We start from the raw sequence: 26,972 nt of genomic DNA on the forward strand, positions 1-26,972 counted from the left end.
CTTCCGGCGGCTGGTGGCGGGAGACTAGACAGAGGAATATCTTATTTCAACTGCCCGCTGCTTGACGTTGAGTGAGCAGCGTTTCGCTAAAACAGCGATATCTAAAGCTTAGGCGTCCCGTTCAACTGTGTGCACCTTTCGGTTGTCCCAGCCGTTTTCTGTTTTTGCAAGCAGGTTTTGGCATTCTCCGGCCCATGCTGAAGAACCGAAATTTCCTTGCTCCTTGGTTCCGTTTCCGGGCTGACGCCGCGGGCACGTCTGCGGTCGAATTCGCCATGCTGGCGCCGATCTTCATCCTGCTATTGCTCGGAATGATTGCATACGGAATCTATTTCGGCGCCAGCCATTCGGTCCAGCAGATCGCCGCCGACGCGGCGCGAACGGCGATCGCCGGCCTCAACCAGACGGAGCGCCAGGCGCTGGTCACCGATTTCATCAGCCATGACGTCGCCGGCTATGCTTTTGTCGACCCGAAAAAGCTGACGGTCGACGCCAAGGACAGTACCGTCGACGGCAGCCAGTTCATCGTCTCAGTCAGCTATGACGCGCGCGACCTGCCGATCTGGAGCCTGTTCCGGACGCTGCCGTTGCCGGGCACCACGATCCAGCGCCAGTCGACGATCCGGGTCGGAGGCATATGATGCGCTACTCCGCGGGGAGAGTGATGGACGCTGCGCGACGGCTGATCGCCGACCGGCGCGCCAATTTCGCGGTTATGACCGCGCTCTGCACGCCAGTGGCGCTGACGCTGACCGCGTTCGCGATCGATGAGGGCTCGCTTTATAACGAACGCCGCGCCGCGCAGTCGATCGTCGACCTCGCCGCGATCACCGCCGCCGCCAACATCAACAAAGCCCAGCAAGCCGTGCTGACGACGCTGAGGGACAACGGAATCACGTCCGTCGCCGTGCAGCAGCAGGGCACCAAAATCGAGCCGACCGGCAGCAAGGCGGTCGTCGAGGTCGTGCCCGGACGCTATTCGGGGGTCAGTTCCATCGCGGCCGGCAGCCGCTTCGAAGCGGGCAAGCTGCCCTATAATGCCGTCCAGGTGTCGATGAAGAAGCTCGGCACGCTCTATTTCGCCGCTTCGGTGATGGCCCCGCCGGTGATCGGCACGACAGCCACCGCAAGCGCCCAGCCCGCAGCAGCATTCTCGGTCGGATCGCGGCTCGCCAGCGTCAATGGCGGCATCCTCAATGCGCTGCTCGGCGCGCTTCTGGGCGGCAACCTCTCACTCAGCGTGATGGACTACAATTCGCTGATCTCGGCCGATGTCGACGTGCTCTCCTTCACCGATGCGCTGGCGACGCAGCTGCGTCTGACCGGCGGTACCTATTCGGATGTGCTCGGCTCGAAGGCAACGGTCGGCCAGATCACCACCGCGATGGCCAACGTGCCCGGGCTCGACCGCACCGCCAAGCTCGCGCTGCAGACCATGGCCTCGAGCGCCACCAACTCGGTCAAGATCCCGCTTGGCCATCTCGTCGACCTCGGTTCGGTGGGCAGTCTGGGGCTCGGACAGAAGCCCGCCGGGCTTTCGGTCAGCGCCAGCGCCATGAGCATGGTGAGCGCAGCCGCGGCGCTCGCCAACGGCACGAACCAGGTTACGGTCGACCTCGGGGCGACGATACCGGGACTGACATCGACTACGCTCCAGGTCGCCATCGGCGAACCCATGCAGTCCTCGCCATGGCTGGCGGTGGGAGAATTGGGCACAGTGGTGCGCACGGCGCAGACGCGCATCAAGCTCAATCCCAGCGTCGGGATTGGAAACGGGAACAACGGCAATGGCTTTGGCAACGGCACCGGAAATGGCACAGCCGGAATGAATTTGGGGGGCGGCGTCAAGCTGCTTGCCGTCAACTTGCCGCTCAATATCGAGGTCGCCTATGCCGAAGCCAAGCTGACCGACATCAGCTGCCCGACCGGGCCCTCCAGCATCAAGGTCTCCATCGCCGCGCAGCCGGGCGTCGTCGCGGCCCATCTCGCCGACAGCAACGCCAGCGGCTTCGCAGACTTCGGCAAGCCGCAATCCTTCAGCGACGCCGACATCGCCGACGTCAGCCTCAAGATGCTGCTGGCCAACCTCAATCTCCTGCAGATCAAGGGATCGTCGGCCTTCTCGGTCACCAGCATGGCGCCGACGAACCTGACCTTCAGCGCCACCGAGATCGCCAACAAGGCGATCAAGACAGTGTCGACCAAGAACCTGACGCAGTCGCTCACCACCTCGCTGGTGAACAACCTGTCGCTGACGGTCAACGCGCTCGGCCTCGGTCTCGACGCGACCACCCTGCTCGGCACGGTGAAGCCGGCGGTGACGACGCTGCTCAACGGCGTCACCGCGCCGGTCGACAACCTCGTCTACAATGTGCTTGCGGTGCTTGGCGTGCATGTCGGCGAGGCCTATGTGCGGGTCACCGGCGCGACTTGCGGACGCTCGGTGCTGGTGCAGTAGCGACCGTCAGCCAATTCTCCCGACGAAGTACCCTACAGGCGGCAGCGCCAGCGCAGTTTCTCCGAGAACACCGCCAAGAACGCCGGCGACGTCTACGGCAAGAACCGTTATCTCGACATCGCTGATCTCGGCCGGCAGCGTCCAGTTCGCCGGCTCACCGGCGAAGTTGAAGACGCATAGCAAGTTCTCGTTTTCGCGCTGACGGATGAAAGCAAGCACATCGCCCTCCGCCCCTAGGAACCGGATCGAGCCGGCGATCAGCGCCGGATGGCGCTTGCGCAAGGCCAGCATCGAGCGATAGGCGGCAAGGACAGAACCGTCCTCGCCCTCCTGCACATCGACCGCGCGGGCGCGATGCGACGGCGGTACCGGCAGCCAGGGCTTGCCCGCGGAGAAGCCACCAATTTCGGTCCCGGCCTCCCACACCATCGGGGTGCGGCAGCCGTCCCTGCCCTTCACGCCCGGCCAAAAACGGACGCCCAGCGGATCGCGCAGGTCCTCATAGGCAAGCTCGGCTTCCTCCAGCCCAAGCTCCTCGCCCTGGTAGAGGCAGATCGAGCCGCGCAGGCAGGACAGCAGCGCGATCGCGAATTTCGCTACCGCATCAGGATTTTCGCCCGGCTGCGTCCAGCGGCTGACATGGCGCATGACGTCGTGGTTGGAGAAGGCCCAGCAGACCCAGCCGTCGGCAACCGCGTTCTCGAACGCCTCGACGCAGCCGCGCACATGAGCGGCCGAAAATTGCGGGCCGAGCAGGTCGAAAGTGTAGCACATCTGCAATTTGTCGCGGCCGGAGGTGTAGGCGGCGAGCGTCTGCAGCGAGCGCTCCTCGTCGCCCACTTCGCCGACGGCGGCACGGTCCGGATATTCGTCGAGCAACGCGCGCAAGCGCTTCAGGAAATCGAGATTCTCGGGGCGCGTCTTGTCGAAGAGATGCTCCTGGAAGGCGTAGGTGGTGGTGGCGGCGTTGGTGCCGGCGACGCTTGAAGCCAGCGGCGGGTTGTCGCGCAGCCAGCGGTCGTGGACATAGTAGTTCACGGTATCCAGCCGGAACCCGTCAACGCCGCGCTCCAGCCAGAAGCGCACGGTGTCAAGCACCGCATCCTGCACCTCCGGATTGTGGAAATTCAGATCCGGCTGCGCGGTGAGAAAATTGTGCATGTAGTATTGCCGGCGGGTGGCGTCCCACTCCCAGGCCGGCCCGCCGAACAGCGATTGCCAGTTGTTGGGCGCACTGCCATCCGGCTTGGCGTCGGCCCAGACATACCAGTCCGCCTTGGCGTTGTCACGGCTGGCGCGGCTCTCGACAAACCATTCGTGCTTGTCGGACGAATGCGAGATCACCTGGTCGATGATGAGCTTGAGGCCGAGCCGGTGCGCCTCGGCGACCAGCGCGTCGAAATCCTCCAGTGTGCCGAACATCGGATCGACATCGCGATAGTCCGACACGTCATAGCCCATGTCGGCCATCGGCGACTTGAAGAAGGGCGAGAGCCAGACGGCGTCGACGCCGAGCGAAGCGACATGGGCAAGACGCGACGTTACCCCCTTGAGATCGCCGCTGCCGTCGCCGGTCGTATCCTGGAAGGAGCGCGGATAGATCTGGTAGACCACGCAGCCGCGCCACCATTCGGCATTCCCACCAGCCATTACGGACCCTTCCCGGCGTGGGCGTTTCCGGCCGCCCTGCGCTCGATCATGAAATTGACGGTGCGGCCGGGCAGCGGCCGCGCCAGGTCGATCGCCTGCGTGTCGATCGCCGAACGCCACTCGTAGCCATCTCGCAGCGGCAAGGTGAAGACGCATTGGCGGCGGTCGCCATTGACCATGACGGCAAGGCGACCGCGCTGGCTATCGCCGAGGATCATGACGAGGCGGTGTCGGCCGGGGTCGTTCCAGTCGGCCTCGCCGAGCGGCACGCCGGTTTCGGTCAACCACTCGACGTCCGGGATTTCCATTCCGTCTGCAGCTTTGCCGGTCAGGAAATTCGTGTCGGATAACGGCGGAAAGGCACGGCGCAGTTGCGCAAGCGCTGCTGTGTACCGCTCCAGCGCCCGGTCGCGGCCGGCCCAGTCGAGCCAGGTGATGGCGTTGTCCTGCGCATAGGCGTTGTTGTTGCCCTTCTGTGTGCGGCCGAACTCGTCGCCGGCGGTCAGCATGATGGTGCCGCGCGAGGCAAAGAGCGTCGCAAGCAGCGCGCGCTGGTCACCGAAGCGGGCCTTGGCGATTTCGGCGTCATCGGTCTCGCCCTCGACACCGTTGTTCCACGACAGATTGTCATTGTGGCCGTCGCGATTGTGCTCGCCGTTGGCCGCATTGTGCTTCTTCTCATAGGCAACGATGTCGGCCAGCGTCATGCCGTCATGCGCGGCGATGAAATTGACGCTGCGGCTCACCGGCTGGCCCGCCCTGCCGAAGACATCGGAGGAACCGGCAAGCCGCGTGGCTAAAGCGCCGATCGCGCCCGCGTCGCCGCGCCAAAAGCGCCGGACGTCATCGCGATAGCGGTCGTTCCATTCAAGGTATGGCGGCCGGAAATTGCCGAGCTGGTAGCCGGTCGCGCCAATATCCCATGGCTCGGCGATCAGCACGCGGTCGGCGAGCACGGGGTCGCCGGCGATGGCTTCGAGAAGCGGCGCCTCCGGATCGAACGTGCCGTCAACGCGGCCGAGCACCGGCGCCAGATCGAAGCGGAAGCCGTCGACGCCGGCATGGCGGACGAAATGGCGCAGCGTGTCGAGCACCATCCTCTGCACGACCGGGTGGTCGCAGGCGACGGTGTTGCCGGTGCCGGTGTCATTGGCCAGTCGGCCGTCCGGCATGTGCCGGTAATAGGTCCGGGCGTCGAGGCCGCGCAGCGACAGTGTCGGCCCGAGCCGGTCGCTTTCGCCGGTGTGGTTGAAGACGAGGTCGAGGATCGTGCCGATACCCGCTTCACGCAGCGCCGCGACGGTATCGCGCAATTCGCTCAGGCCGCCCGGTGCCAGGCGCGGATCGAGCGCCATGAAGGTGACGGGGTTGTAGCCCCAGGCATTGTTCAGCCCCAACGGCGGCAGATGGCGCTCGTCGATCGAGGCCGGGATCGGCATCAACTCGACGGCGGAGACGCCGAGACGCTTCAGATGCTCGACGACAGCCGGATGGGCAAGCGCGGCGATGGTGCCGCGCTGGGCCTCGGGGACGTCCGGATGCAGCCTGCTGAAGGAGCGGACGTTGAGTTCGTAAATCAGGCCGCCGGGCCGGAACAGCGGCGGCTGGGGCGGCTGCGGTTTGGGCAGGGAATGCGCAATTGCCTTTGGCATGAGCGAGGACGTGTCGGCGCCTTCATTGCGTTTGGCGGCCAGCCTCCAGTGATATTGGTATGGACGATCGACCTCGACGGCGTAGGGGTCGGCGAGAAGCTTGTTCGGATCGAACCATAAGCCGCGCTCCGGCACGTAGTCACCGTCGGCGCGAAAACCGTAACGCGTGCCGTTCCCAAGGCCGGGGACAAGGAGTGCATGCACGCCCTCGCCTTCCGGGTTGAGTTCCAGCCGGTCGATCTCGCGCGCGCCGCTGTCGTCGAAGAGCGAGACCCAAAGACGTCTGGCCGATGAGGAGCAAACGGCAAAGCGGATGCCTTCGGGAGTGATGCTGGCGCCGAGGGTCATGCGGGCCTCTCCCCTTCTCCCCTTGTGGGAGAAGGTGGATCGGCGCGCAGCGCCGAGACGGATGAGGGGCGTTGGAAGGAATGAGGCGTCGATGTTCTGGACACGGGTTTGCGCCAAGCTGGAGCACCCCTCAACCGTCCGAACTTCGCTCGGCCACCTTCTCCCACAAGGGGAGAAGGGGAAATCCTCACCACTTTCAAGTAATCACGCTCGGCTTGTTGCGACCGGTGTGGCTCTTGATGCCGGCGATGTCGTCGGCGGCGGCGATGAGGTCGGCGAGCGCTTCCTGCGTGTCGAGGTCATGCCTCGCCTTGTCGGGCTCGTAACGCTCGATATAGACGCGCAGCGTGGCGCCGGAAGTGCCGGTGCCGGAGAGGCGGAAGACGACGCGCGAGCCACCCTCGAACAGGATCCTGATGCCCTGGTTCTTGCTGACCGAGCTATCGACCGGGTCATGATAGGCGAAGTCGTCGGCACTGGCGATCTTCATGCCGCGCACGCTGGTGCCGGGCAGCGAGCCGAGCTTGGCGCGCAATTCGTCGACCAGTGCGTTGGCGCGGTCTGTCTCGACCTCCTCATAGTCGTGGCGCGAATAATAGTTGCGGCCGTACGTTTCCCAGTGCTTGGTGACGATGTCCTTGCAGCTCTCGCCGCGCACGGCGAGGATGTTGAGCCACAGAAGCACGGCCCACAGCCCGTCCTTCTCGCGCACATGGTTGGAACCGGTGCCGGCGCTTTCCTCGCCGCAGATCGTCGCCATGCCGGCGTCGAGCAGATTGCCGAAAAACTTCCAGCCGGTCGGCGTCTCGTAGATGCCGACGCCGAGCTTCTCGGCGACGCGATCGGCCGCTCCGCTGGTCGGCATCGAGCGGGCGATGCCCTTCAGGCCTTCCTTGTAGCCGGGCGCCAGATGCGCATTGGCGGCCAGCATCGCCAGAGAATCCGAGGGCGTTACGAAGATGCCCTTGCCGATGATCAGGTTGCGGTCGCCGTCACCGTCGGAAGCGGCGCCGAAATCCGGCGCGTCCGGCCCCATCATCTCGTCATAGAGATGTTTGGCATGGACCAGGTTCGGATCGGGGTGATGGCCGCCGAAATCGGGCAGCGGCTTGAAATTGCGGCAGGTCCCGGCCGGGGCGCCGAGCCTACGCTCGAGGATCTCCTTGGCATAGGGGCCGGTCACCGCGTGCATGGCGTCGAAGCGCATGCGGAAGCCATATTTGAAATTCGCGCGGATGGCGTCGAAGTCGAACAGGCTCTCCATCAGCTCGGCATAGTCCTTGACCGGGTCGAACACCTCGACCGCCATGCCGCCGGCTTGGAAGGTGCCGATCGTGTCGATGTCGACGGTGCCGATGTCGGCGATCTTGAAGCTCGAGATCGTCTTGGACTTTTCGAAGATCGCGTCGGTGATCTTCTCCGGCGCAGGGCCGCCGTTGCCGGCATTGTATTTGATGCCGAAGTCCTCGTGCGGGCCTCCCGGATTGTGGCTGGCCGACAGGATGATGCCGCCAAAGGTCTTGTATTTGCGGATGATGTTGGACGCGGCCGGCGTCGACAGGATGCCGCCCTGCCCGACCATCACCTTGCCGAAGCCGTTCGCAGCGGCCATGGCGATGGCCGTCTGGATGACCTCGCGGTTGTAGAAACGGCCGTCGCCGCCGATCACCAGCGTCTTGCCCTGAAAACCTTCCAGCGCGTCGAAGATCGACTGGATGAAGTTCTCGGCATAGTGCTCCTGCTGGAAGACAGGCACCTTCTTGCGCAGGCCGGAGGTGCCGGGCTTCTGGTCGGTATAGGGTTTGGTAGGGACGGTTTTGATCATGCCTCAGGCAGCCCTTTTTGAAAGCAGCAAGCGATAGAGTTCGACATATTTCTCGGCGCTCTTGTCCCAGGAAACGTCGGCCTTCATGCCCTGGCGCTGGATCGAGGCCCAGGCGGCGGGTCTGGCATGCGCCTCAACCAGGCGACGGATGGCGTGCAGGAGGGCGCCGCCATTGTTCGGCGCGAATTGAAAACCGGTGGCGACGCCGACCGAAAGTGCCGCCTCGTTGGCGTCGATGATCGTATCGGCGAGGCCGCCGGTGCGGGCGACGACCGGCACGCAGCCATAGCGCAATCCATAGAGCTGGGTCAGGCCGCAGGGCTCGAAGCGTGAAGGGATGACGATGGCGTCGCAACCGCCCTGCATGATGTGGGAGAGCGCCTCGTCATAGCCGATGACGACGCCGACGCGGCCGCGATGCCGCGCGGCCGCGGCGAGCAGCGAGCCTTCGAGGCCGGCATCGCCCGAGCCCAGAACCGCCAGTCGTGCCCCACGCTGAACGACGCCGTCGACCACGGCAGCCAAAATGTCCATGCCCTTCTGCCAGGTCAGACGGCTGACCACGCAGACAATCGGGCTGTCGTCAGGCTCGAGGCTGAAGCGGTCCTCCACGGCCTTGCGGTTCAGGTCGCGCGCTTCCAGCGTCTCGGCCGAATAGTTGGCGACCAGGTGCTTATCGGTCGCCGGGTTCCAGATGTCGACATCGATGCCATTGACGATGCCGTAGAGGTCGACGGCGCGCATGTTGATCAGGCCGTCGAGGCCCATGCCGAATTCCGGCGAGCGGATTTCCTGCGCGTAGGTCGGGCTCACCGTGGTGATCGCCCAGGCGGCCTGCAGGCCGGCCTTGAGGAAGCCGACGCCGCCATAATATTCGACGCCATCGAGCTGCATCGCCACGCCCGGCAGGCCGAGCTCGCCGAAAATGCCGGAGCCGAACTGTCCCTGAAAAGCAAGATTATGCACGGTGATCAGCGACGGCACGCCGATCGCATTGCCGTAGCGCATGTAGGCGAGCGTCATTGCCGACTGCCAGTCATGGGCATGCACGAGGTCTGGCTGGTAGCCGGAGATCGCGCCGCCGGCGATGTCGCCGCCGACCTGGCTCAGCGCCGCGAAGCGCCGCCAGTTGTCGGGCCAGTCGGAGCCAGAGGCGGTACCATAGGGCCCGCCCTGGCGGTCGAAAAGATGCGGCGCGTCGAGCACGAAGAGCTCAAGCTCGCCGATCTTGACGGCGTGAACCGAAGCCTTGCCGCCCTGCAGCAGCGGGTACTGATAGACGGCCTTCTTTTTCTTGAAAGCGTCCATCACCACCGGATAGCCGGGGATGAGCGTGCGCATCGCCACGCCCTTGCTGGCGAGCGCGATCGGCAGGGCACCGGTCACGTCGGCAAGCCCGCCGGTCTTGATCAGCGGGAAGATTTCGGGCGTGACGGACAGAACCTGCATGCGCCTAAGATCCACGGCTAAAGTGACAGCTTTGTTGATCAGACTGACAACTTGCCGATCAACCCTATCAGGTTGACAGCTTGTTGATCATATCCTGAGTGATCAGGCAGATGCCCTTTTCCGAAACGCGGAAGCGCTTGGCGTCGAGTGCCGCATCCTCGCCGACCACCAGCCCCTCCGGGATGTGGACGCCATGGTCGATGACGACGCGCTTGAGGCGCGCGTTGCGCCCAATCTGAACGTCGGGCAGCATCACCACTTCCTCGAGCTTCGAATAGGAATTGATGCGCGCGCCGGTGAAGATCAGGCTGCGGCGCAGCGATGCGCCGGAAACGATGCAGTCGCCGGACACCAGCGAGGAGATCGCCTCGCCGCGACGGCCGTCCTCGTCATGCACGAATTTGGCCGGCGGCTTCAATTCGGCATAGGTCCAGATCGGCCAATCCCGGTCGTAGAGATCGAGTTCGGGCGTGACATCGGTCAGGTCGATATTGGCTTCCCAATAGGCGTCCACCGTCCCGACGTCGCGCCAGTAAGGCTCCGACTCGTGCGAGGAGCGGACGCAGGATTTGGCGAAGCGGTGGGCGATCGCCTTACCGTGCTGGACGATGTAGGGGATGATGTCCTTGCCGAAGTCGCGGCTGGATCCTGGCTCGGCCGCGTCGCGGCGCAACTGCTCCATCAGGAACTTGGTCTTGAAGACATAGATGCCCATCGAGGCCAGCGCATGGTCCGGCTTGTCCGGTATGCCGGGCGGGTCGGCGGGTTTCTCGATGAAGGAGATGATGGTGTCCTTCTTGTCGACATGCATGACGCCGAAGCCGGTCGCCTCCATGCGCGGCACTTCGAGGCAGCCGACGGTGACATCGGCGCCGGCATCGACGTGCTGGCGCAGCATCAGCTCGTAATCCATCTTGTAGATGTGGTCGCCGGCTAAGATGACCATGTATTCGGGGCCATAGGCCTCGATGATATCGATGTTCTGGTAGACCGCATCCGCCGTGCCCTCGTACCACTGCGTTTCCGAGACGCGCTGCGAGGCGGGCAGGATGTCGAAGCTCTCGTTTCGTTCGGGGCGCAGGAAGTTCCAGCCACGCTGCAGGTGGCGGATCAGCGAGTGCGCCTTGTATTGGGTGGCGACGCCGAGACGGCGAATGCCGGAGTTGAGCGCATTGGACAGCGCAAAATCGATGATGCGCGTCTTGCCGCCGAAATAGACGGCGGGCTTGGCGCGCCGGTCGGTCAGCTCCTTGAGGCGGCTGCCGCGGCCGCCGGCCAGCACATAGGCCATGGCATCGCGCGCCAGCGGCTGGGTTCTCTTGATCTCTGCCATCGTTTGCCTCCCTCCTAAGCTGTCCGGACCTTTGCTTCGTTCGCGACGAATTCCAGCATGATCGTCGACAGCGGCGGCAAGAGCATCGTCGCCGACGTGCCGCCCCCTTCCCCGCTCGCCACGATCATGCCGCCATTGCCCATGCCGGAGCCGCCATACTCGGCGGCGTCAGTGTTGATGATCTCGCGCCACTCGCCCGCCTTCGGCAGCGGCACGCGATAGTTCTCGCGCGGCACCGGCGTGAAGTTGGAAATGACGGCTATCGGGTTGCCGTCCGGCGCGCTGCGCAGCCAGGCAAAGACCGAATTGTCGCGATCGTCGACGATCAGCCAGGAGAAGCCTTCCGGCTCGCAGTCGCGCGCATGCAGCGCCGGGCGCGAACGATAGAGGTAGTTCAAGTCCCGCACCGCCTGCCGGACGCCGCGGTGCGGGGCGTGCTCCAGCAGATTCCAGTCGAGCGCGCGTTCCTCGCTCCACTCGCGGCGCTGGGCGAATTCCTGGCCCATGAACAGGAGCTTCTTGCCGGGATAACCCCACATGAAGGCGTAGTAAGCGCGCAGCGTGGCGAATTTCTGCCAGTCGTCGCCTGCCATCTTGTGGAGCAGCGTGCCCTTGCCGTGCACGACCTCGTCATGAGAGAGCGGCAGGACGAAATTCTCGGAGAAAGCGTAGACAAGGCCGAAGGTGATGTCGTTGTGATGGTGCTTGCGGTAGATCGGCTCCTTGGAGAAATACTCCAGCGTGTCGTGCATGAAGCCCATGTTCCATTTGAAGCCGAAGCCGAGCCCGCCTTCATGCACCGGCTGCGATACCTTCGGCCATGAGGTCGATTCTTCGGCGATCGTCATCACCCCGGGATGATGGCCGTAAAGCTCCTTGTTCATCTTCTGCAGGAAGCTGACCGCCTGCAAATTCTCGCGCCCGCCTTTCTCGTTGGGGATCCACTCGCCTGACCTGCGCGAATAATCGAGGTAGAGCATCGAGGCGACAGCGTCGACGCGCAAACCGTCGACATGGTATTTTTCGGCCCAGAACAGCGCGTTGTTGACGAGGAACGACACCACCTCGCGGCGGCCGAAATTGTAGATGGCGGTATTCCAGTCGGGGTGAAAACCCTGGCGCGGGTCGGCATGCTCGTAGAGCGCGGTGCCGTCGAACTTCACCAGCCCATGCTCGTCGACGGGGAAATGCGCCGGCACCCAGTCGAGGATGACGCCGACGCCGGCACGATGCGCACCGTCGACGAAGCGGGCGAAGCCGTCGGGATCGCCGAAGCGCGCGGTCGGCGCATAAAGGCCGGTCGTCTGGTAGCCCCAGGACGGATCGTAGGGGTGCTCCGAGATCGGAAGGAACTCGATATGGGTGAAGCCGGTTTCGACCACGTAGGGAATCAGCTGCGCGGCGAGCTCGTCCCAGGTGAGGAAGGTGCCGTCATCGCGCCGCTGCCACGAGCCGGCATGGACTTCGTAGATCGAGATCGCCTCGCGCCGCGGATCGGCCTTTTGCCAGAAGCTGCGATGCGCCTCGTCGCCCCATTGATGCGCCATCGGCGGCGCCGTCACCGAAGCGGTCGCCGGGCGCAGCTCGGACTCGAAGGCGAACGGATCGGCCTTGAGGGGCAGGCGCACGCCGTCGGGACCGATGATCTCGAACTTGTAAGGTTGGCCGGCGCCGAGGTCCGGAATGAACAGCTCCCAGATGCCGGTGTCCTTGCGGTCGCGCATGGTGTGCCGGCGGCCGTCCCAGTCGTTGAAGGCGCCAACCACCGAGACGCGCCGGGCATTGGGCGCCCATACCGCGAAATGCACGCCGGTGGCGCTTTCATGCTCGATGATATGGGCGCCGAGCTTGTCGAAGAGCCTCAGGTGCGAGCCCTCCGCCATGTAGTAGTCGTCCATCGGGCCTAGCACCGGGCCGAAGGAATAAGGGTCGGTCAGCCACCAGTCGCCGCCGGCATTCCTCGCGTGATAGCGCAACGGCTGACGCTTGCGGATCGAAAGCTTGCCCTCGAAGAAGCCGGCATCGTTGCTGCGCACGAGTTCCCCGGCTTCCTTGCCGGTGAGCGTATAGGCGGTGACGCATTCGGCATTGGGTACGAAGCAGCGGGCGACAAAGCCCTTGCCGGCCGCGTGCACACCCAGAATTGCAAAGGGATCGCCATGCGTTCCGGCGACAATGGCCGCGACATCGCCGGCTGGCGCCAGTCCGTCCGGCCCGCTTGTTGCAGCGGTCGCGCGCGGCTTCCTCATCAGGCGGCGTCCCTCCCTGGGAACTATTCTGGTTTGTGCATATGTTGGGCCCAAACGGCTAGGCACTTTTGGGCGACATGCACGTCCACGTTGTCGGCGGCCTCATGCAATCACATCAGACAGGTACGTTCCAGATTTCTTTCGCGTATTGGCGAATGGTGCGATCGGACGAGAACCAGCCGACGCGGGCGACATTGCGGATGGCGCGCGCGTACCAGTCGGGACTGTTGCGCCAGACATCGTCGACCTCGCGCTGGCAGGCGGCGTAGGAGTCGAAATCGGCCGCCACCATGAACCAGTCGCTCTGATAAAGGCCGTTCATGAGGTCGCGGTAGCGGTTGGGATCGTCAGGCGAGAAGACGCCGGAGGAGATCGCCGACACCGCCTGCGACAACTCCGGCGAGGACGCGATCACGCCGCGCGGATTGTAGCCGTTGTCGCGGCGTTCGGCGACCTCGGCGGTGGTGAGGCCGAAGATGAAGATGTTGTCGTCGCCGACGCGCTCCTTGATCTCGACATTGGCGCCATCGAGCGTGCCGATGGTCAAGGCGCCGTTGAGGGCAAACTTCATGTTGCCGGTGCCGGAAGCCTCCATACCGGCGGTCGAGATCTGCTCGGAAAGATCGGCCGCCGGCATCATCACCTCGGCGAGGCTGACATTGTAGTTCGGCACAAACACAACCTTGAGCAGGCCGCGCGTCGAGGGATCGCCGTTGATCACCCGGGCGACGTCGTTGGCCAGTTTGATGATGAGCTTGGCGTTGTGGTAGCTCGGCGCCGCCTTGCCGCCGAAGAATTTAACCCGCGGCATCCAGTCCCGCTCGGGATGCGAGCGGATCTGGTCGTAGAGCGCGATCGCCTCCAGAATGTTGAGCAATTGGCGCTTGTATTCGTGGATGCGCTTGACCTGGATGTCGAACAGCGCTGAAGGATCGAGCCTGATGCCGAGCCGGTCGGCGACTAGGTTTGCAAGCCTCACCTTGTTCTGGCGCTTCACGGCGGCAAACTTCTCGCGGAAAGCGGAGTCGCCGGCAAGAGGATCGAGGTTCTTGATCGCTTCGATGTCGTCCATGAAGCGGTTCCCGATCGCTTCGCGGGCAAGCGCGGTCAGGCCCGGATTGCACTGGATCAGCCAGCGCCTGGGCGTGATGCCGTTGGTCTTGTTGTTGATGCGGTCGGGATAGAGCTTGTGGAGATCGGCAAATACCGTCTCCTTCATCAGATCGGTGTGCAGCGCCGAGACGCCGTTGATCGAATGCGAGCCGACGAAAGCGAGATTGCCCATGCGCACGCGGCGGTCGCCATTTTCCTGGATCAGCGAGATGCGGGCGATCTGCTCGCCCGAGAATTTTCCGGTGGCCCGCGCCTCCAGGAGAACCTGGGCATTGATGGCGTAGACGATCTGCATGTGGCGCGGCAACAGACGCTCGAACAGCGGCACCGGCCAGCTTTCCAACGCCTCCGGTAGCAGCGTGTGGTTGGTGTAGGCGAAGGTGCGCTTGGTGATGTCCCAGGCAAGGTCGAAATCCATGCCGTGAACGTCCATCAGAAGCCGCATCAGCTCCGGCACGGCGACGGCCGGATGGGTGTCGTTCAGGTGGATCGCGGCCTTGTCGGGCAACGATCTCAGGTCGCCGTACTGGCTGAGATGCCGCTGGACGATGTCCTGCAGCGAAGCAGTCGAGAAGAAATATTCCTGGCGCAGCCGGAGCTCCTGCCCGGCCATGTGCGAGTCGGCCGGATAGAGAACGCGCGACAGCGCGTCGGCCTTGTTGCTTTCGGCGAGCGCGCCGATGTGGTCGCCGGCATTGAACTTGTCGAGCAGAATCGGGTCGATCGGCATGCCGGACCAGAGCCGCAGCGTGTTGACGCGCTTGGCGCGCCAGCCCGCCACCGGCGTGTCATAGGCGACTGCCAGCACATGCTCATTGGGCCTCCAGACATGGCGCTCCAGGCGGCCGTCCTTTGAGGTGATCGATTCCACGGAGCCGCCGAAGCCGACCTCGAAGGAACGTTCGCGCCGCTCGAACTCCCACGGGTTGCCGTGGTCGAGCCAGGTCTCCGGCAGCTCGACCTGCCAGCCGTCATGGATCTCCTGCCGGAACATGCCGTTGGCGTAGCGGATGCCGTAGCCGTGGGCGGGAATATCGACCGTTGCCATGCTTTCCATGAAGCAGGCGGCGAGCCGGCCGAGACCGCCATTGCCGAGGGCTGCGTCCGGTTCAAGGCCGGCGATCAAGTCGAGATCCACGCCGAGCGATGCCAGCGCCTCGCGCATGTTCTCCATCAGGCCGAGATTGGAGAAGGCGTCGCGCATCAGGCGCCCGATGAGGAATTCGAGCGAGAGATAGTAGACGCGCTTTTCCTGCTGGTCGTAGGCTTCCTTGGTCGCCTGGATCCAGTGATCGACGACGCGGTCGCGCACCACCTTGATCGAGGCGGTCAGCCAGTCATAGGGCGTTGCGACGGTGGTGTCCTTGCCGACCCGGTACTTGAGCGACATCAGGACTTCCTCGGCGAGCGTCCTGGGATCGGGGTGGTCGAGAGCGGGGGCTTCGATCGTCATGGCGGGTTTCATATCGCCTCTCGTTCGGTTGGCCTGATCATAGCGGCTTTCACCGTTTCTCCTACCCCAGTTTGCCGCGCTGCAGCATATAATGTTAAATCGATTTAGGACGGGGTGTCCATCCGATGCACCTGCGGCCAATTACCATGGTGGGGCGGAGATCAGGCCGCCAGCGCGTCCTCCGGCGGCTTCTTGGCGCCGGTCATGAGCGCGACGGCATCCGACATCGAAATCTGCTTCGGATCGACGACGCATAGACGCCGTCCAAGCCGGTGGATGTGGATGCGATCGGCGACCTCGAAGACATGCGGCATGTTGTGCGAGATGAGCACGATCGGCAGGCCGCGCTTCTTGACGTCTAGGATCAGCTCGAGGACGCGGCGACTTTCCTTGACACCGAGCGCCGCCGTCGGTTCGTCCATGATCACCACCTTCGATCCGAAGGCGGCGGCGCGAGCCACGGCGACGCCTTGGCGCTGGCCGCCCGAAAGCGTCTCCACCGCCTGGCTGATGTTCTGGATGGTCATCAGGCCGAGTTCGGTCAGCTTGTCGCGGGCGCGCTTTTCCATCGCCGGACGATCCAGCATGCGGAACCAGCTGCCGAGCGGACCCGGTTTGCGGATCTCGCGGCCGAGAAACATGTTGTCGGCGATCGACAGCGCCGGCGACAATGCCAGGTTCTGGTAGACGGTCTCGATCCCCGCCTCGCGGGCCTCGATGGGCGATTTGAACTGGACCTGCTTGCCGTCCAGCTCAATCACCCCTTCATCGGGATGCACGGCGCCGGAGATCGCCTTGATGAGCGTCGACTTGCCGGCGCCGTTGTCGCCGATCACGGCCAGGATTTCTCCCGGGTAGAGATCGAAGTCGCAGTTGTTGAGCGCGGTCACGCGGCCGTAGCGCTTGGTCAGACCGCGCGCGGTGAGAACAGCCTGCTGGGTCATGGTTACACCGAAACCTTTCTGATCCACTGGTCGATCGCCACGGCGCCGATAATCAGGACACCGGTGAGCAGCACTTTCCATTGCGGGTCAGCGCCCAGCATGTTGAGGCCCATCGAGACGACGCCGACGATCATGGCGCCGAACAGCGTGCCGAGGATGGAGCCGCGGCCGCCAAAGAGCGAGATGCCCCCGATCACGGTCGCGGTGATCGCTTGCAGATTATAGTCGGTGACGGCGGCGGACGGCGAGATCGAGCCGTTGCGGCCGATCGACACCCAGGCAGCGAAGGCGGCGATCAGACCGGCAAGCGTATAGACGGCCATCAGCACAGACTTGGTCTGGATACCGGAGAGTTTCGCCGCTTCCGGGTCGTCGCCGACGGCATAGACATGGCGGCCCCACGCCGTGTGGTTGAGCACATACCACAAGAGCAGCACCAACAGGACCATGGCGATGACGCCGGCCGTCAGCACGGCGGAGCCGACCCTGAAGCTCAGCGCGAAGAGATGCAGCAGCGGCGCCTGAGCGTCGACATCGGCGTCGCGGATCGTCTCATTGGCCGAGTAGATGAAATTGGTGGCCATGACGATGTTCCAGGTGCCCAGTGTCACGATGAAGGGCGGCAATTTCATATAGGCGACCAACAAGCCGTTGAGCATGCCGCAAACCGCGCCTGCGCCAAGCCCAAGCACCACGGCCAGGATTGTCGGCATGCCATAGGTGATGGCGCAGTTGCCCATGACCACCGCCGAGATGACCATCACCACGCCGATCGAAAGATCGATGCCGGCGGTCAGGATGACCAGCGTCTGGGCAGCCCCCAGGATGCCGACGATGGCGATCTGCTGCAGGATCAGCGTCAGCGTGTAGGACGAAAAGAAGCGGCCGCCGATGGCAACGCCAAAGATGATGACCGACAGCACCAGCACGATCAGCGGCACCGCCGCCGGCGTGGAGTGCAGGAAATGCTGGGCGCGCTTGACGAATGACTTGCCGTGCTCGTCGAAGGCCGCGACGCTGGAGTCGCTGCCCGAAAGTACCTTCTCGAATTCCTGAATCTGAGACATGTATCCTCCCGTATGCGCACAGCCTTCTCATTGCTGCGCGCGCCGTCGACGCCTCTTCCGGTCTGTCGCCAGGATTGTCCGCGCTTGACGAAGGCGCATCGTCCACCCGATGCGGCCGGGGATCAAGCCCCCAGCCGCAAGCTTTGTGAACCGTCAGAGCGTCAGCCCCAGCACTTGGCGAGGCCTTCCTTGGTGTCGATCGACTTGACGCCGTTGGCCGGCTTGTCGGTGACGAGATTGACGCCGGTGTCGAAGAAGTTCTTCCCTTCGGTCGGCTTCGGCTTCGTTCCGTCCTTGGCAAATTTGGCGATCGCCTCGATGCCGAGCGCCGCCATCTGCAGCGGGTACTGCTGCGAGGTGGCGCCGATAACGCCCTCGGCAACCGACTTGACGCCCGGGCAGCCGCCGTCGACCGAAACGATCAGCACCTGCTTTTCCAGACCGACGGCCTTGAGCGCCTGGTAGGCACCGACAGCGGCCGGCTCGTTGATGGTGTGGATGACGTTGATGGTGTTGTCCTTTTGCAGGAGGTTCTCCATCGCCTTGCGGCCGCCTTCCTCATTGCCGTTGGTCACGTCGTGGCCGACGATGCGCGGATCGTCCTCGTCGCCGATCTTGTTGGGATCCTTCACGTCGATGCCGTAGCCCATCATGAAGCCCTGGTCGCGCAGAACGTCGACGGTCGGCTGCGAGGGAGTGAGGTCGAGGAAGCCGATCTTGGCGTCCTTGGCCTTGTCGCCGAGCGTGGCGGCGGCCCAGGCGCCGATCAGCTTGCCGGCCTCCAGATTGTCGGTGGCGAAGGTCGCATCGGCAGCGTCGATCGGATCGAGCGGGGTGTCGAGGGCGATCACCAGCAGGCCGGCGTCACGCGCCTTCTTCACCGTCGGCACGATGCCCTTGGTGTCAGAGGCGGTGATCAGGATGCCCTTGGCGCCGTCGGCGATGCAGCTCTCGATCGCCGCGACCTGGCTCTCGCTGTCGCCGTCGATCTTGCCGGCATAGGTCTTCAGGTCGACGCCGAGTTCCTTGGCCTTGGCGGTGGCGCCTTCCTTCATCTTCACGAAGAAGGGATTGGTGTCGGTCTTGGTGATCAGGCAGGCGCCGACGCCCGCAGCCGATGCGGACGAGGCGAATGCGAGCAGGCCCAGCCCGGCCGCCGCGAATACGGTGGACTTCAGCAGCGATTTCTTGGTCACGATTTCCTCCCAATGGAACCATTCCGGACGCCGGCCAACCCGGCGCCTCGAGCGCATCCAACCATTTTTCCCAGCGTGGACGCCACCCAAAAAGACACCAGTCCGCATCATCTGTCAATAATTAAATCACTCTTATTTATTATTGACAGACTTGCGCTGTTCACTCATTCTGAACGAAAAGCCAGTGTGGGGAAACCGACGGGAGGAACAGGGTGGAGACCGGCATTGCGAGGCACGGTTCGCCCGAGGCTCTGGAGAGCCGGCTGCATCGCGGCACGAACCAGAGCGGCATGCGCGACCACAATGAAAGGCTGGTGCTGTCACTGGTGCGCCAGCATGGCAGCCTCGCCAAATCCGACATCGCGCGCATGACCGGGCTGTCGGCCCAGACGGTATCCGTCATCATGCGCGAGCTGGAAGAGGACAAGCTGCTGGTGCGCAAGGCGCCGCTGCGCGGCAAGATCGGCCAGCCGTCGATCCCGATGGCGCTCAATCCGGAAGGAGCTTTCTTCATCGGCCTCAAGATCGGCCGCCGCAGCGCCGAGCTGGTGCTGATCGACTTCCTCGGCAATGTGCGATCGATGCTGCAGAATTCCTATCGCTATCCGGCGCCGCGCGAGACGGTGGAGTTCGTCAGCGCAGGGATCAAACAAATGCGCGGCGAGCTGACACCGGCGCAGGACAAGCGCATCGCCGGGCTCGGGATCGCCATGCCGTTCGAGCTCTGGAGCTGGGCCGACACAGCCGGCGCGCCACGCGAGATCATGGACGAATGGCGCCATCGCGACATCCGCGCCGACATCCAGTCCCAATGCGACTTTCCGGTCTATCTGCAGAACGACGCCACGTCCGCTTGCGGGGCAGAGCTCGTCTTCGGCCAGGCAGGCGCGGCGCGCGACTTCGTCTATTTCTATATCGGCGCCTTTGCCGGCGGCGGCATCGTGCTCAACGGCCGCCTGTTCGGCGGGCCGACCGGCAATGCCGGCGCCCTGGGTTCGATGCCGGTGCCCGGGCCGGACGGCAAGCCGACACAGCTTATCGATGTCGCCTCGATCGCCATGCTGGAAAAGGCGCTGAGCGCCAAGGGCATCGACGGCTCCTATCTGTGGACCTCGCCGCAGGAATGGGGCGAGATCGGCGCCGAGCTCGACGACTGGATCGCAAGTGCTGCACAAGCGCTGGCCTATGCGATCGTTGCCGCCTCGTCGGTCATCGATTTCGAGGCCGCGGTGATCGACGGCTGGATGCCGCTCGACGTGCGGCGGAGGCTTGTCGATGCGGTAACGGACGCGATCACCGGTATCGACGCCGAGGGGCTGAAGCTGCCGGTCGTACGCGAAGGAACGGTCGGCATCCATGCGCGGGCGCTTGGCGGCGCCAGCCTGCCGCTTTCCGAACGCTTCCTGATCGGACCGACGACGATTTCCAGGAGCGCCTGACCATGCTGATCGGCATTCCGTCGCTGCTCGGTCCGCAGCTTCTGGCGACGCTCAGGGCCATGGGCCATGGCGACGAGATCGCCATCGTCGACGGCAATTATCCGGCCGAGGAACAGGCGCGCAGGCTGATCCGCGCCGACGGCCATGCCGTCATTTCGGTGCTGGACGCCGTTTTGAGCGTGCTGCCGGTGGATGAGGCGGTGCCGGAGGCCCTGTTCCGCGCCTCGGTCAAAGGCGATCCGGCGCTCGCCGATCCCGTGCATCACGAGATGGAAGCGGTCTGCGCCAAACGCGCGCCGGGCCGCAAGGTGATTGCGCTGGCGGGGGCCGACTTCTATGCACGCGTCAAGGCCGCGCATGCGATCGTCGCGACCAGCGAGCCAAGGCTTTATGCCAACATCATCATCCGTAAGGGCGTGATCCATCCGCCGGAGACCGAGACACGATGATCCTCTGCTGTGGCGAAGCCTTGATCGACATGCTGCCGCGCACGACAGCGGAAGGCGAAGCGGCCTTCGCGCCTTATGTCGGCGGAGCGGTGTTCAACACGGCGGTCGCGCTCGGACGGCTGGGCGCTCCGGCAGGCTTCTTCTCAGGTCTCTCCTCCGACCTGTTCGGCGGCCAGCTCCGCGAGGCGCTGGGAGCCAGCAAGGTGAGCTCGACCTATGCGCACACCTCGCCCAAGCCGACCACGCTCGCCTTCGTGCGGCTCACCGATGGCCAGGCGACCTATACGTTCTACGACGAGAACACCGCCGGGCGCATGCTCGCCATCGAGGACCTGCCGAAGCTCGGCGCCGAGATCGAGGCGATGCTGTTCGGCGCGATCAGCCTGATCTCGGAACCGGCGGGATCGGCCTATGAGGAGTTCATGCGGCGCGAGCACAACAGCCGGGTGATGATGCTCGACCCCAACATCCGGCCCAACTTCATTCCGGACAAGGCCAAGCATCTGAGGCGCATCCGCGAGATGATGGCGATGGCCGACATCGTCAAACTGTCGGACGAAGACCTCAACTGGTTCGACGAAGCGGGCTCGCACGAGGAGGTCGTGCGTAACTGGCTTGACCGCGGTCCCAGCCTGATCGTCGTCACCCATGGCAGCGAAGGCGCCGTCGGCTACAGCAGGGAGCACAAGGTCACGGTGGTGCCGCGGAAGGTGGAGGTGGTCGACACCGTCGGCGCGGGCGACACCTTCAATGCCGGCATCCTTGCCTCGCTGCACGAGCAGGGTCTGCTCACCAAAGCAGCGATCGGCGGCCTCTCGGAGGAAGCCATCCGCAGCGCGCTGGAGCTTGGCGCCAAGGCGGCCGCCGTGACGGTATCTCGGGCCGGCGCCAACCCGCCATGGCGGCACGAAATCGCCTGATCGGCTGACCGGTCCCGCCGGCGATCCGTGCCCGAGCGATCACTTTATGTTTCGAAGGGCCGGAACAGCGCGACAAGAGCCGCTTCGAATACGCTTGGAAGCCCGGATTTCCGGCTTCTTCTGGCAATGCGCAGGCAAAAAACGGTAACAGGCTGCGACACTTGCGCAATTCGCCCTGGCCATGGGCGGCTTTTTCAGCCGTGACAAGTCTGGTACCAGCGGGCCGGTTTACTGGCAGCATCTGAGGCCGACATGCAGTTCATCGATCTTGGCGCGCAGCGCGAACGAATCCGCGACCGGCTGAAGGCCGCGATCGACACGGTGGTCGAAGACGGCCGTTACATCCTCGGCCCGCAAGTCGCAGAATTCGAGAACAAGCTCGCGGCTTACGTCGGCGTCAAGCATGTGGTGGCCTGCGCCAACGGCACCGATGCGCTGCTTCTGCCGCTGTTTGCGGCCGGCATCGGTCCGGGCGATGCCGTGTTCGTGCCAAGCTTCACCTTCGCCGCGACGGCCGAAGTGGTGGCGCTCGCCAAGGCCGAGCCTGTCTTCGTCGACGTCGATCCCGACACTTACAACATCGATATCGCCAGCCTCGAGGCGGCGATCGACATGATCAAGAAGCAAGGAAGGCTGAAGCCGAAGGCGATCATCCCGGTCGACCTGTTTGGACTTGCCGCCGGCTACGAGGCGATCATGGCGATCGCAAAGCGCGAGAGCCTGGTGGTGATCGAGGACGCCGCCCAGTCGATGGGCGGCTCGGCCGACGGCACGATGTGCGGCGCCTTCGGCCATGTCGGCTCGACCAGCTTCTATCCGGCCAAGCCGCTCGGCTGCTACGGCGACGGCGGCGCGATGTTCACCAACGATGCTGCGCTCGCCGACAAGCTGCGCTCCTTCGCCTTCCACGGCAAGGGCGAGACGCAGTACGACAACATCCGCGTCGGCATCAATTCGCGCCTCGATACGCTGCAGGCGGCGATCCTGATCGAGAAGCTCGCCATCCTCGAGGAAGAGATGCTGGCCCGCCAGGCGGTCGCCGACCGTTACGCCAATGGGCTTGGCGACATCGTCAAGGCATCACGCAATCTCGGCCACGGCCGCTCGGCCTGGGCACAATATGCCATCGAGACGCCGAAACGCGACGGGTTGAAGGCGCATCTCAGCGAAAAAGGCATCCCGTCGGTCATCTATTACGTGAAGCCGCTGCACGAACAAATCGCCTACCGCGACTATCCGCGTACGCCGACCGGTCTTGCGGTTTCGGAGAAGCTGCCGAAGCAGATCCTCTGTCTGCCGATGCACGCCTATCTCAGCGAAGCCGACCAGGACAAGATCATCGAGACGATCCGCAATTATATCGGCTCCAACTCGGCGCAGGTCGCGGCTGCCTGATCTCGGCCCTTGAGCGGGAGATTAAACCTCCACGCCCTTCCCCGTCGCAATGAAATACGGGTTGGCAAAATCCGTGTCAGTGGCCTGGTTGCGTTTGCCGTAGAGGAGCGGCTGGCCGTCCAGCGTGCGGGTCATGCCGCCGGCGGCGCGCAGCACCGCATCGCCAGCGGCCGTGTCCCACTCCATGGTGCGGCCGAAGCGCGGATAAACGTCAGCCTCGGCGGCGGCGAGCAGGCAGAATTTCAGCGACGAGCCTATCGAGACGATTTCGGTGGCGCCGAGATCGCGGATGAAGGCTTCGGTTTCCGGCGTGTTGTGCGAGCGGCTGGCGACGACGGCGAGCGGCGTGCCGCCTGCCCGCACGGTGATTGGCCGACGGCCGGCGACACGATAGTCGCCGTCAACGTCGATCGCTTCCGCCGTTCCCGGCCGACCGGAGAAGAAACGTCCTGCGCAAGGCGCGAACACGACGCCGACTTCCGGCGCGCCGTGGCGCACCAGCGCAATGTTGACGGTGAAATCGGTGCGGCGGTTGACGAATTCCTTGGTGCCGTCGAGCGGATCGACGAGGAAGAAGGCGCCGTCGAGGTCGGGCGTGGCAATACCCGCCGCAACCTCCTCCTCGGCCACGCAGGGGATGTCCGGATAAGCGGCGCGCAGGCCGGCCAGGATAATCTTTTCGCTTTCGCGATCCGCTTCCGTCACCGGCGAAGAGTCGGACTTGCTGTCGACGGCGCAGCCTTCGTGGAAAACGCGCATCACCGCGCGGCCGGCATCGAGCGCGAGGCGCTCGAACAGGCCAAGCATTGCCGCGTCGTCAGATGCCGCCGCCATCGTCATACTGCTCTTCGGCAACGTCGCGCTCCGTCAGCCAATGTTCCAGGGCCTCCGCCATCTCCTCGGGCGTCCTGCCGAGAGTCTTGAGGTGGATCTCGGGGTTCTCCGGCGTCTCGTAGGGAGAATCGACACCGGTGAAGTTCTTGATCTCGCCGCTCAAGGCGCGGGCGTAAAGGCCCTTCGGGTCGCGGCGGGCGCATTCCTCGAACGGCGTGTCGACGAACACCTCTACGAATTCCCCCTCGCCCATCAGCTCGCGCGCCATGCGCCGCTCGGCGCTGAAGGGCGAGATGAACGAGACGATAACGATCAGGCCCGCATCGGCCATCAGCTTGGCCACTTCGGCGACGCGGCGGATGTTTTCGACGCGATCCGCGTCGGTGAAGCCGAGATCGCGATTGAGGCCGTGGCGGACATTGTCGCCGTCGAGGATGTAGGTGTGGCGGCCGGACGCGAACAGCTTCCTCTCGAAAAGATTTGCGATCGTCGACTTGCCGGAACCGGACAGACCGGTGAACCAGAACACCGCCGGGCGCTGGTTCTTGAGGTCAGAGCGGCCGCGCTTGCCGACGTCGAGCGATTGCCAATGGATGTTCTCGGCGCGGCGCAGCGAATGCAGGATCATCCCGGCGCCGACGGTGGCGTTGCTGATGCGGTCGATCAGGATGAAGGCGCCGGTCGTGCGGTTCTCGGCGAAGGGATCGAAGGCGATCGGCGCCCGGGTCGACAGGTTGCACACCCCGACCTCGTTGAGGTCGAGGGACTTCGCCGCTTCATGCGCGAAATCGTTGACGTTGACGCGGTATTTCAGATCGGTGACGGTCGCGCTCACCTGATCGGTTTCGGTGCGCAGGATATAGGACCGGCCGGGCAGCAGGGCCTGCTCGTCGAACCAGACCAGATTGGCGGCGAACTGGTCGGCGACCTGCGGACGTGCGGCCGGCGATACCAGCATGTTGCCGCGCGAAACCTCGACCTCGTCCTCGAGGACGAGCGTGATGGCCTGGCCGGCAACAGCCTGCTCAAGGTCGCCGCCATGCGCGACGATGCGCTTGACCCGGGAGGCCCTGCCCGATTTGGCGACCACGACCTCGTCGCCTTTGGAAACGGAACCGGATGCAATGGTTCCGGCAAAGCCGCGAAAATCGAGATTGGGACGGTTCACATACTGGACGGGGAAGCGGAACGGCAATTCGATCGCCGCCTCGTCGACAGACACGGTTTCCAGATGCTCGATAAGCGACGGCCCGGAATACCAGGGCGTGCGCTCCGAGCGGCTGGTGACATTGTCGCCGAAGCGCGCCGACATCGGAATCGGCACGATACTGTTGAAGCCCAGGCTTTGCGCGAAGTCGCCGTAGTCGGCGACGATCCGGTCGAACACGGTCTTGTCGAAGCCGACGAGGTCGATCTTGTTGACGGCAAGAACGATGTGGCGGATGCCGAGCAGCGAGGCGATGATCGAATGGCGCCGGGTCTGGCGCAGCACGCCCTGGCGCGCATCGATGAGCACGATGGCGAGGTCGGCGGTCGAAGCGCCCGTCGCCATGTTGCGCGTGTATTGCTCATGGCCGGGCGTGTCGGCGACGATGAACTTGCGCTTCGGGGTGGCGAAGAAGCGGTAGGCGACGTCGATTGTGATGCCCTGCTCGCGCTCGGCCTCCAGCCCGTCGACGAGCAGCGCGAAGTCGATGTCGTCGCCGGTGGTGCCGTGCTTGCGAGAATCGTTCTCCAACGCGGCGAGCTGGTCCTCGAAAATCTGCTTGGTATCGGACAGCAGCCGGCCGATCAGCGTCGACTTGCCGTCGTCGACCGAGCCGCAGGTGAGAAAGCGCAGCAGCGATTTCTTCTCCTGCGCGGCCATGTAGTCGCGGATCGAATCGGTTGGGGCGAGGCTCTTGGCCAGGATGTGGCGCATGCTCAGAAATACCCCTCGCGCTTCTTCTTTTCCATGGAACCTGCCTCGTCGCGGTCGATGAGGCGGCCCTGGCGCTCGGAGGTGCGGGCGGTCAGCATCTCGCCGACGATGGCTTCGAGCGTGTCGGCATCCGATTCTATGGCGCCCGTCAGCGGATAGCAGCCCAGCGTGCGGAAGCGCACGAGACGGTTCTCGATCTTCTCGCCGGGGCGCAGTTGCATGCGGTCATCGTCCTTCATGATGAGCATGCCGTCGCGTTCGACGACCGGCCGCTCCTTGGCGAAATAGAGCGGCACGATCGGGATGTTCTCCTGCAGGATGTACTGCCAGATGTCGAGCTCGGTCCAGTTGGACAGGGGAAAGACGCGGATCGATTCGCCCGGCGCGATCCGGGTGTTGAAGATCTTCCACATTTCCGGCCGCTGGTTCTTGGGATCCCAGGCATGCTGGGCATTGCGGAAGGAAAATATGCGCTCCTTGGCGCGCGACTTCTCCTCGTCGCGACGGGCGCCGCCGAAGGCCGCGTCGAAGCCGTATTTGTCGAGCGCCTGGCGCAGCGCCACCGTCTTCATGACATGGGTGTGGGTGTTCGAGCCGTGATCGAAGGGGTTGATGCCGTCGCGCACGCCGTCTTCGTTGACATGAACAAGCAGGTCGAAGCCGAGCTTCTGCGCCATCTGATCGCGAAAGGCGATCATCTCACGGAACTTCCAGGTCGTGTCGACATGCAGGAAGGGAAATGGCGGCTTGGCGGGATAGAAGGCCTTCATCGCCAGATGCATCAGCACCGAGGAATCCTTGCCGACCGAATACAGCATCACCGGCTTGGCGAAAGAGGCCGCAACCTCACGGAAGATGTGGATGGATTCGGCCTCTAGCCGCTGCAGATGGGTGAGCGCGATATTCATAAGCTATTGAGCGTTCTTTCGTGCCGGCCAGGCCTTGCAGCAGGCGATTGGCGCGGTTTGCTAAAACAGCCCGTCAAGCCCTGGACACTTGTCGCGGGCGTTCTAGCAGATCGCCATCGCCCATAACAATGCAAGACCCGCGCCGGGCACAGCGCTTTGGGAATGAATTTTCCAAGTGAGCTTGATAAGTCGGAAAATTCTCCCAGACAAGCCGAGCAATTGAAAGGGGCCGAACAAACCTATTTGCTTCGATCGGCTAGGTTGACTTCCAAGAGCTTTCGTCCACGCCGCCGATTTTTGGCTGGACATCCTTCGGTCGCCCTATCGGAGATCGGAGCCAGCCGCTATACCGGCGCGGGAGCAGGCGAG

Annotated in this window: 19 protein-coding genes; 6 read left to right on the forward strand and 13 right to left on the reverse strand. The window is 64.1% G+C overall.

What is annotated here, in order from left to right; translation table 11 throughout:
- The first annotated feature begins 194 nt into the window (after positions 1 to 194).
- A complete protein-coding gene (locus tag EOD29_RS07770; protein ID WP_127246354.1) occupies positions 195 to 641 on the forward strand; it encodes a TadE/TadG family type IV pilus assembly protein in 447 nt (148 codons plus the stop codon).
- The gene (locus EOD29_RS07775; protein ID WP_127246355.1) at positions 638 to 2,458 is read left to right on the forward strand and encodes a pilus assembly protein TadG-related protein; all 1,821 of its coding nucleotides are present in this window, start codon (positions 638 to 640) and stop codon (positions 2,456 to 2,458) included. Before EOD29_RS07770 ends, EOD29_RS07775 begins: the two co-directional genes overlap by 4 nt.
- Before the next feature lie 6 nt (positions 2,459 to 2,464).
- Here EOD29_RS07775 and EOD29_RS07780 read toward each other — a convergent pair whose 3' ends face one another.
- From EOD29_RS07780 to EOD29_RS07825, 10 genes are all read right to left on the reverse strand, one after another.
- Positions 2,465 to 4,108, reverse strand: a complete 1,644-nt coding sequence (locus EOD29_RS07780) for an alpha-glucosidase family protein (protein ID WP_127246356.1) — start codon at positions 4,106 to 4,108, stop codon at positions 2,465 to 2,467.
- Complete coding sequence (glgX, locus tag EOD29_RS07785) at positions 4,108 to 6,108, reverse strand: glycogen debranching protein GlgX (RefSeq protein WP_127246357.1); 2,001 nt, start codon at positions 6,106 to 6,108, stop codon at positions 4,108 to 4,110. The genes EOD29_RS07780 and glgX overlap by 1 nt, the downstream gene beginning before the upstream one ends.
- Positions 6,109 to 6,304: 196 nt before the next feature.
- On the reverse strand, positions 6,305 to 7,933 hold the full coding sequence (locus EOD29_RS07790) for an alpha-D-glucose phosphate-specific phosphoglucomutase (RefSeq protein ID WP_127246358.1): 1,629 nt from the start codon (positions 7,931 to 7,933) through the stop codon (positions 6,305 to 6,307).
- 3 nt (positions 7,934 to 7,936) lie between these two features.
- On the reverse strand, positions 7,937 to 9,382 hold the full coding sequence (gene glgA / locus EOD29_RS07795; RefSeq protein WP_127246359.1) for a glycogen synthase GlgA: 1,446 nt from the start codon (positions 9,380 to 9,382) through the stop codon (positions 7,937 to 7,939).
- A gap of 67 nt (positions 9,383 to 9,449) precedes the next feature.
- A complete protein-coding gene (glgC, locus tag EOD29_RS07800) occupies positions 9,450 to 10,715 on the reverse strand; it encodes a glucose-1-phosphate adenylyltransferase (protein WP_127246360.1) in 1,266 nt (421 codons plus the stop codon).
- 14 nt (positions 10,716 to 10,729) lie between these two features.
- Entirely contained in the window at positions 10,730 to 12,964 is a 2,235-nt protein-coding gene (gene glgB / locus EOD29_RS07805; RefSeq protein WP_127246361.1) for a 1,4-alpha-glucan branching protein GlgB, read from the reverse strand.
- A gap of 115 nt (positions 12,965 to 13,079) precedes the next feature.
- Positions 13,080 to 15,542, reverse strand: coding sequence for a glycogen/starch/alpha-glucan phosphorylase (locus tag EOD29_RS07810; protein WP_127246362.1), 2,463 nt, complete (start codon positions 15,540 to 15,542; stop codon positions 13,080 to 13,082).
- Between the two features lie 149 nt (positions 15,543 to 15,691).
- Positions 15,692 to 16,474: an ATP-binding cassette domain-containing protein gene (locus EOD29_RS07815; RefSeq protein WP_066997791.1), complete on the reverse strand. Its 783-nt coding sequence runs from the start codon at positions 16,472 to 16,474 to the stop codon at positions 15,692 to 15,694.
- Between the two features lie 2 nt (positions 16,475 to 16,476).
- Positions 16,477 to 17,541: an ABC transporter permease gene (locus tag EOD29_RS07820; protein WP_066997793.1), complete on the reverse strand. Its 1,065-nt coding sequence runs from the start codon at positions 17,539 to 17,541 to the stop codon at positions 16,477 to 16,479.
- 161 nt (positions 17,542 to 17,702) lie between these two features.
- Entirely contained in the window at positions 17,703 to 18,737 is a 1,035-nt protein-coding gene (locus tag EOD29_RS07825; RefSeq protein ID WP_066998169.1) for a sugar ABC transporter substrate-binding protein, read from the reverse strand.
- Positions 18,738 to 18,949: 212 nt separating this feature from the next.
- Between EOD29_RS07825 and EOD29_RS07830 the strand changes: the two genes are divergently transcribed.
- The 4 genes from EOD29_RS07830 to EOD29_RS07845 all read left to right on the forward strand — a co-directional run bounded on the left by EOD29_RS07830 (position 18,950) and on the right by EOD29_RS07845 (position 22,940).
- A complete protein-coding gene (locus EOD29_RS07830) occupies positions 18,950 to 20,176 on the forward strand; it encodes an ROK family transcriptional regulator (RefSeq protein ID WP_127246363.1) in 1,227 nt (408 codons plus the stop codon).
- 2 nt (positions 20,177 to 20,178) lie between these two features.
- Entirely contained in the window at positions 20,179 to 20,625 is a 447-nt protein-coding gene (locus tag EOD29_RS07835) for an RbsD/FucU domain-containing protein (RefSeq protein ID WP_127246364.1), read from the forward strand.
- Positions 20,622 to 21,545, forward strand: a complete 924-nt coding sequence (locus EOD29_RS07840) for a carbohydrate kinase (RefSeq protein WP_127246365.1) — start codon at positions 20,622 to 20,624, stop codon at positions 21,543 to 21,545. The genes EOD29_RS07835 and EOD29_RS07840 overlap by 4 nt, the downstream gene beginning before the upstream one ends.
- A gap of 252 nt (positions 21,546 to 21,797) precedes the next feature.
- Positions 21,798 to 22,940 carry a DegT/DnrJ/EryC1/StrS aminotransferase family protein gene (locus EOD29_RS07845; RefSeq protein WP_127246366.1) on the forward strand — a complete coding sequence of 381 codons (1,143 nt, stop codon included), beginning with the start codon at positions 21,798 to 21,800 and terminating at the stop codon, positions 22,938 to 22,940.
- 21 nt (positions 22,941 to 22,961) lie between these two features.
- On the opposite strand, the gene cysQ is transcribed toward EOD29_RS07845, so the two are convergent.
- The 3 genes from cysQ to cysD are packed head-to-tail and all read right to left on the reverse strand — an operon-like array spanning position 22,962 to position 26,603.
- Positions 22,962 to 23,747, reverse strand: coding sequence for a 3'(2'),5'-bisphosphate nucleotidase CysQ (gene cysQ, locus EOD29_RS07850; RefSeq protein ID WP_164763724.1), 786 nt, complete (start codon positions 23,745 to 23,747; stop codon positions 22,962 to 22,964).
- A gap of 10 nt (positions 23,748 to 23,757) precedes the next feature.
- Positions 23,758 to 25,695 carry a sulfate adenylyltransferase subunit CysN gene (cysN, locus tag EOD29_RS07855; protein ID WP_066997807.1) on the reverse strand — a complete coding sequence of 646 codons (1,938 nt, stop codon included), beginning with the start codon at positions 25,693 to 25,695 and terminating at the stop codon, positions 23,758 to 23,760.
- Between the two features lie 2 nt (positions 25,696 to 25,697).
- Positions 25,698 to 26,603, reverse strand: a complete 906-nt coding sequence (gene cysD, locus EOD29_RS07860; RefSeq protein WP_066997810.1) for a sulfate adenylyltransferase subunit CysD — start codon at positions 26,601 to 26,603, stop codon at positions 25,698 to 25,700.
- Positions 26,604 to 26,972 lie beyond the last annotated feature (369 nt).

This window comes from Mesorhizobium sp. M1A.T.Ca.IN.004.03.1.1, from assembly GCF_003997555.1.
In the GTDB taxonomy this organism is placed as follows: Bacteria; Pseudomonadota; Alphaproteobacteria; order Rhizobiales; family Rhizobiaceae; genus Mesorhizobium.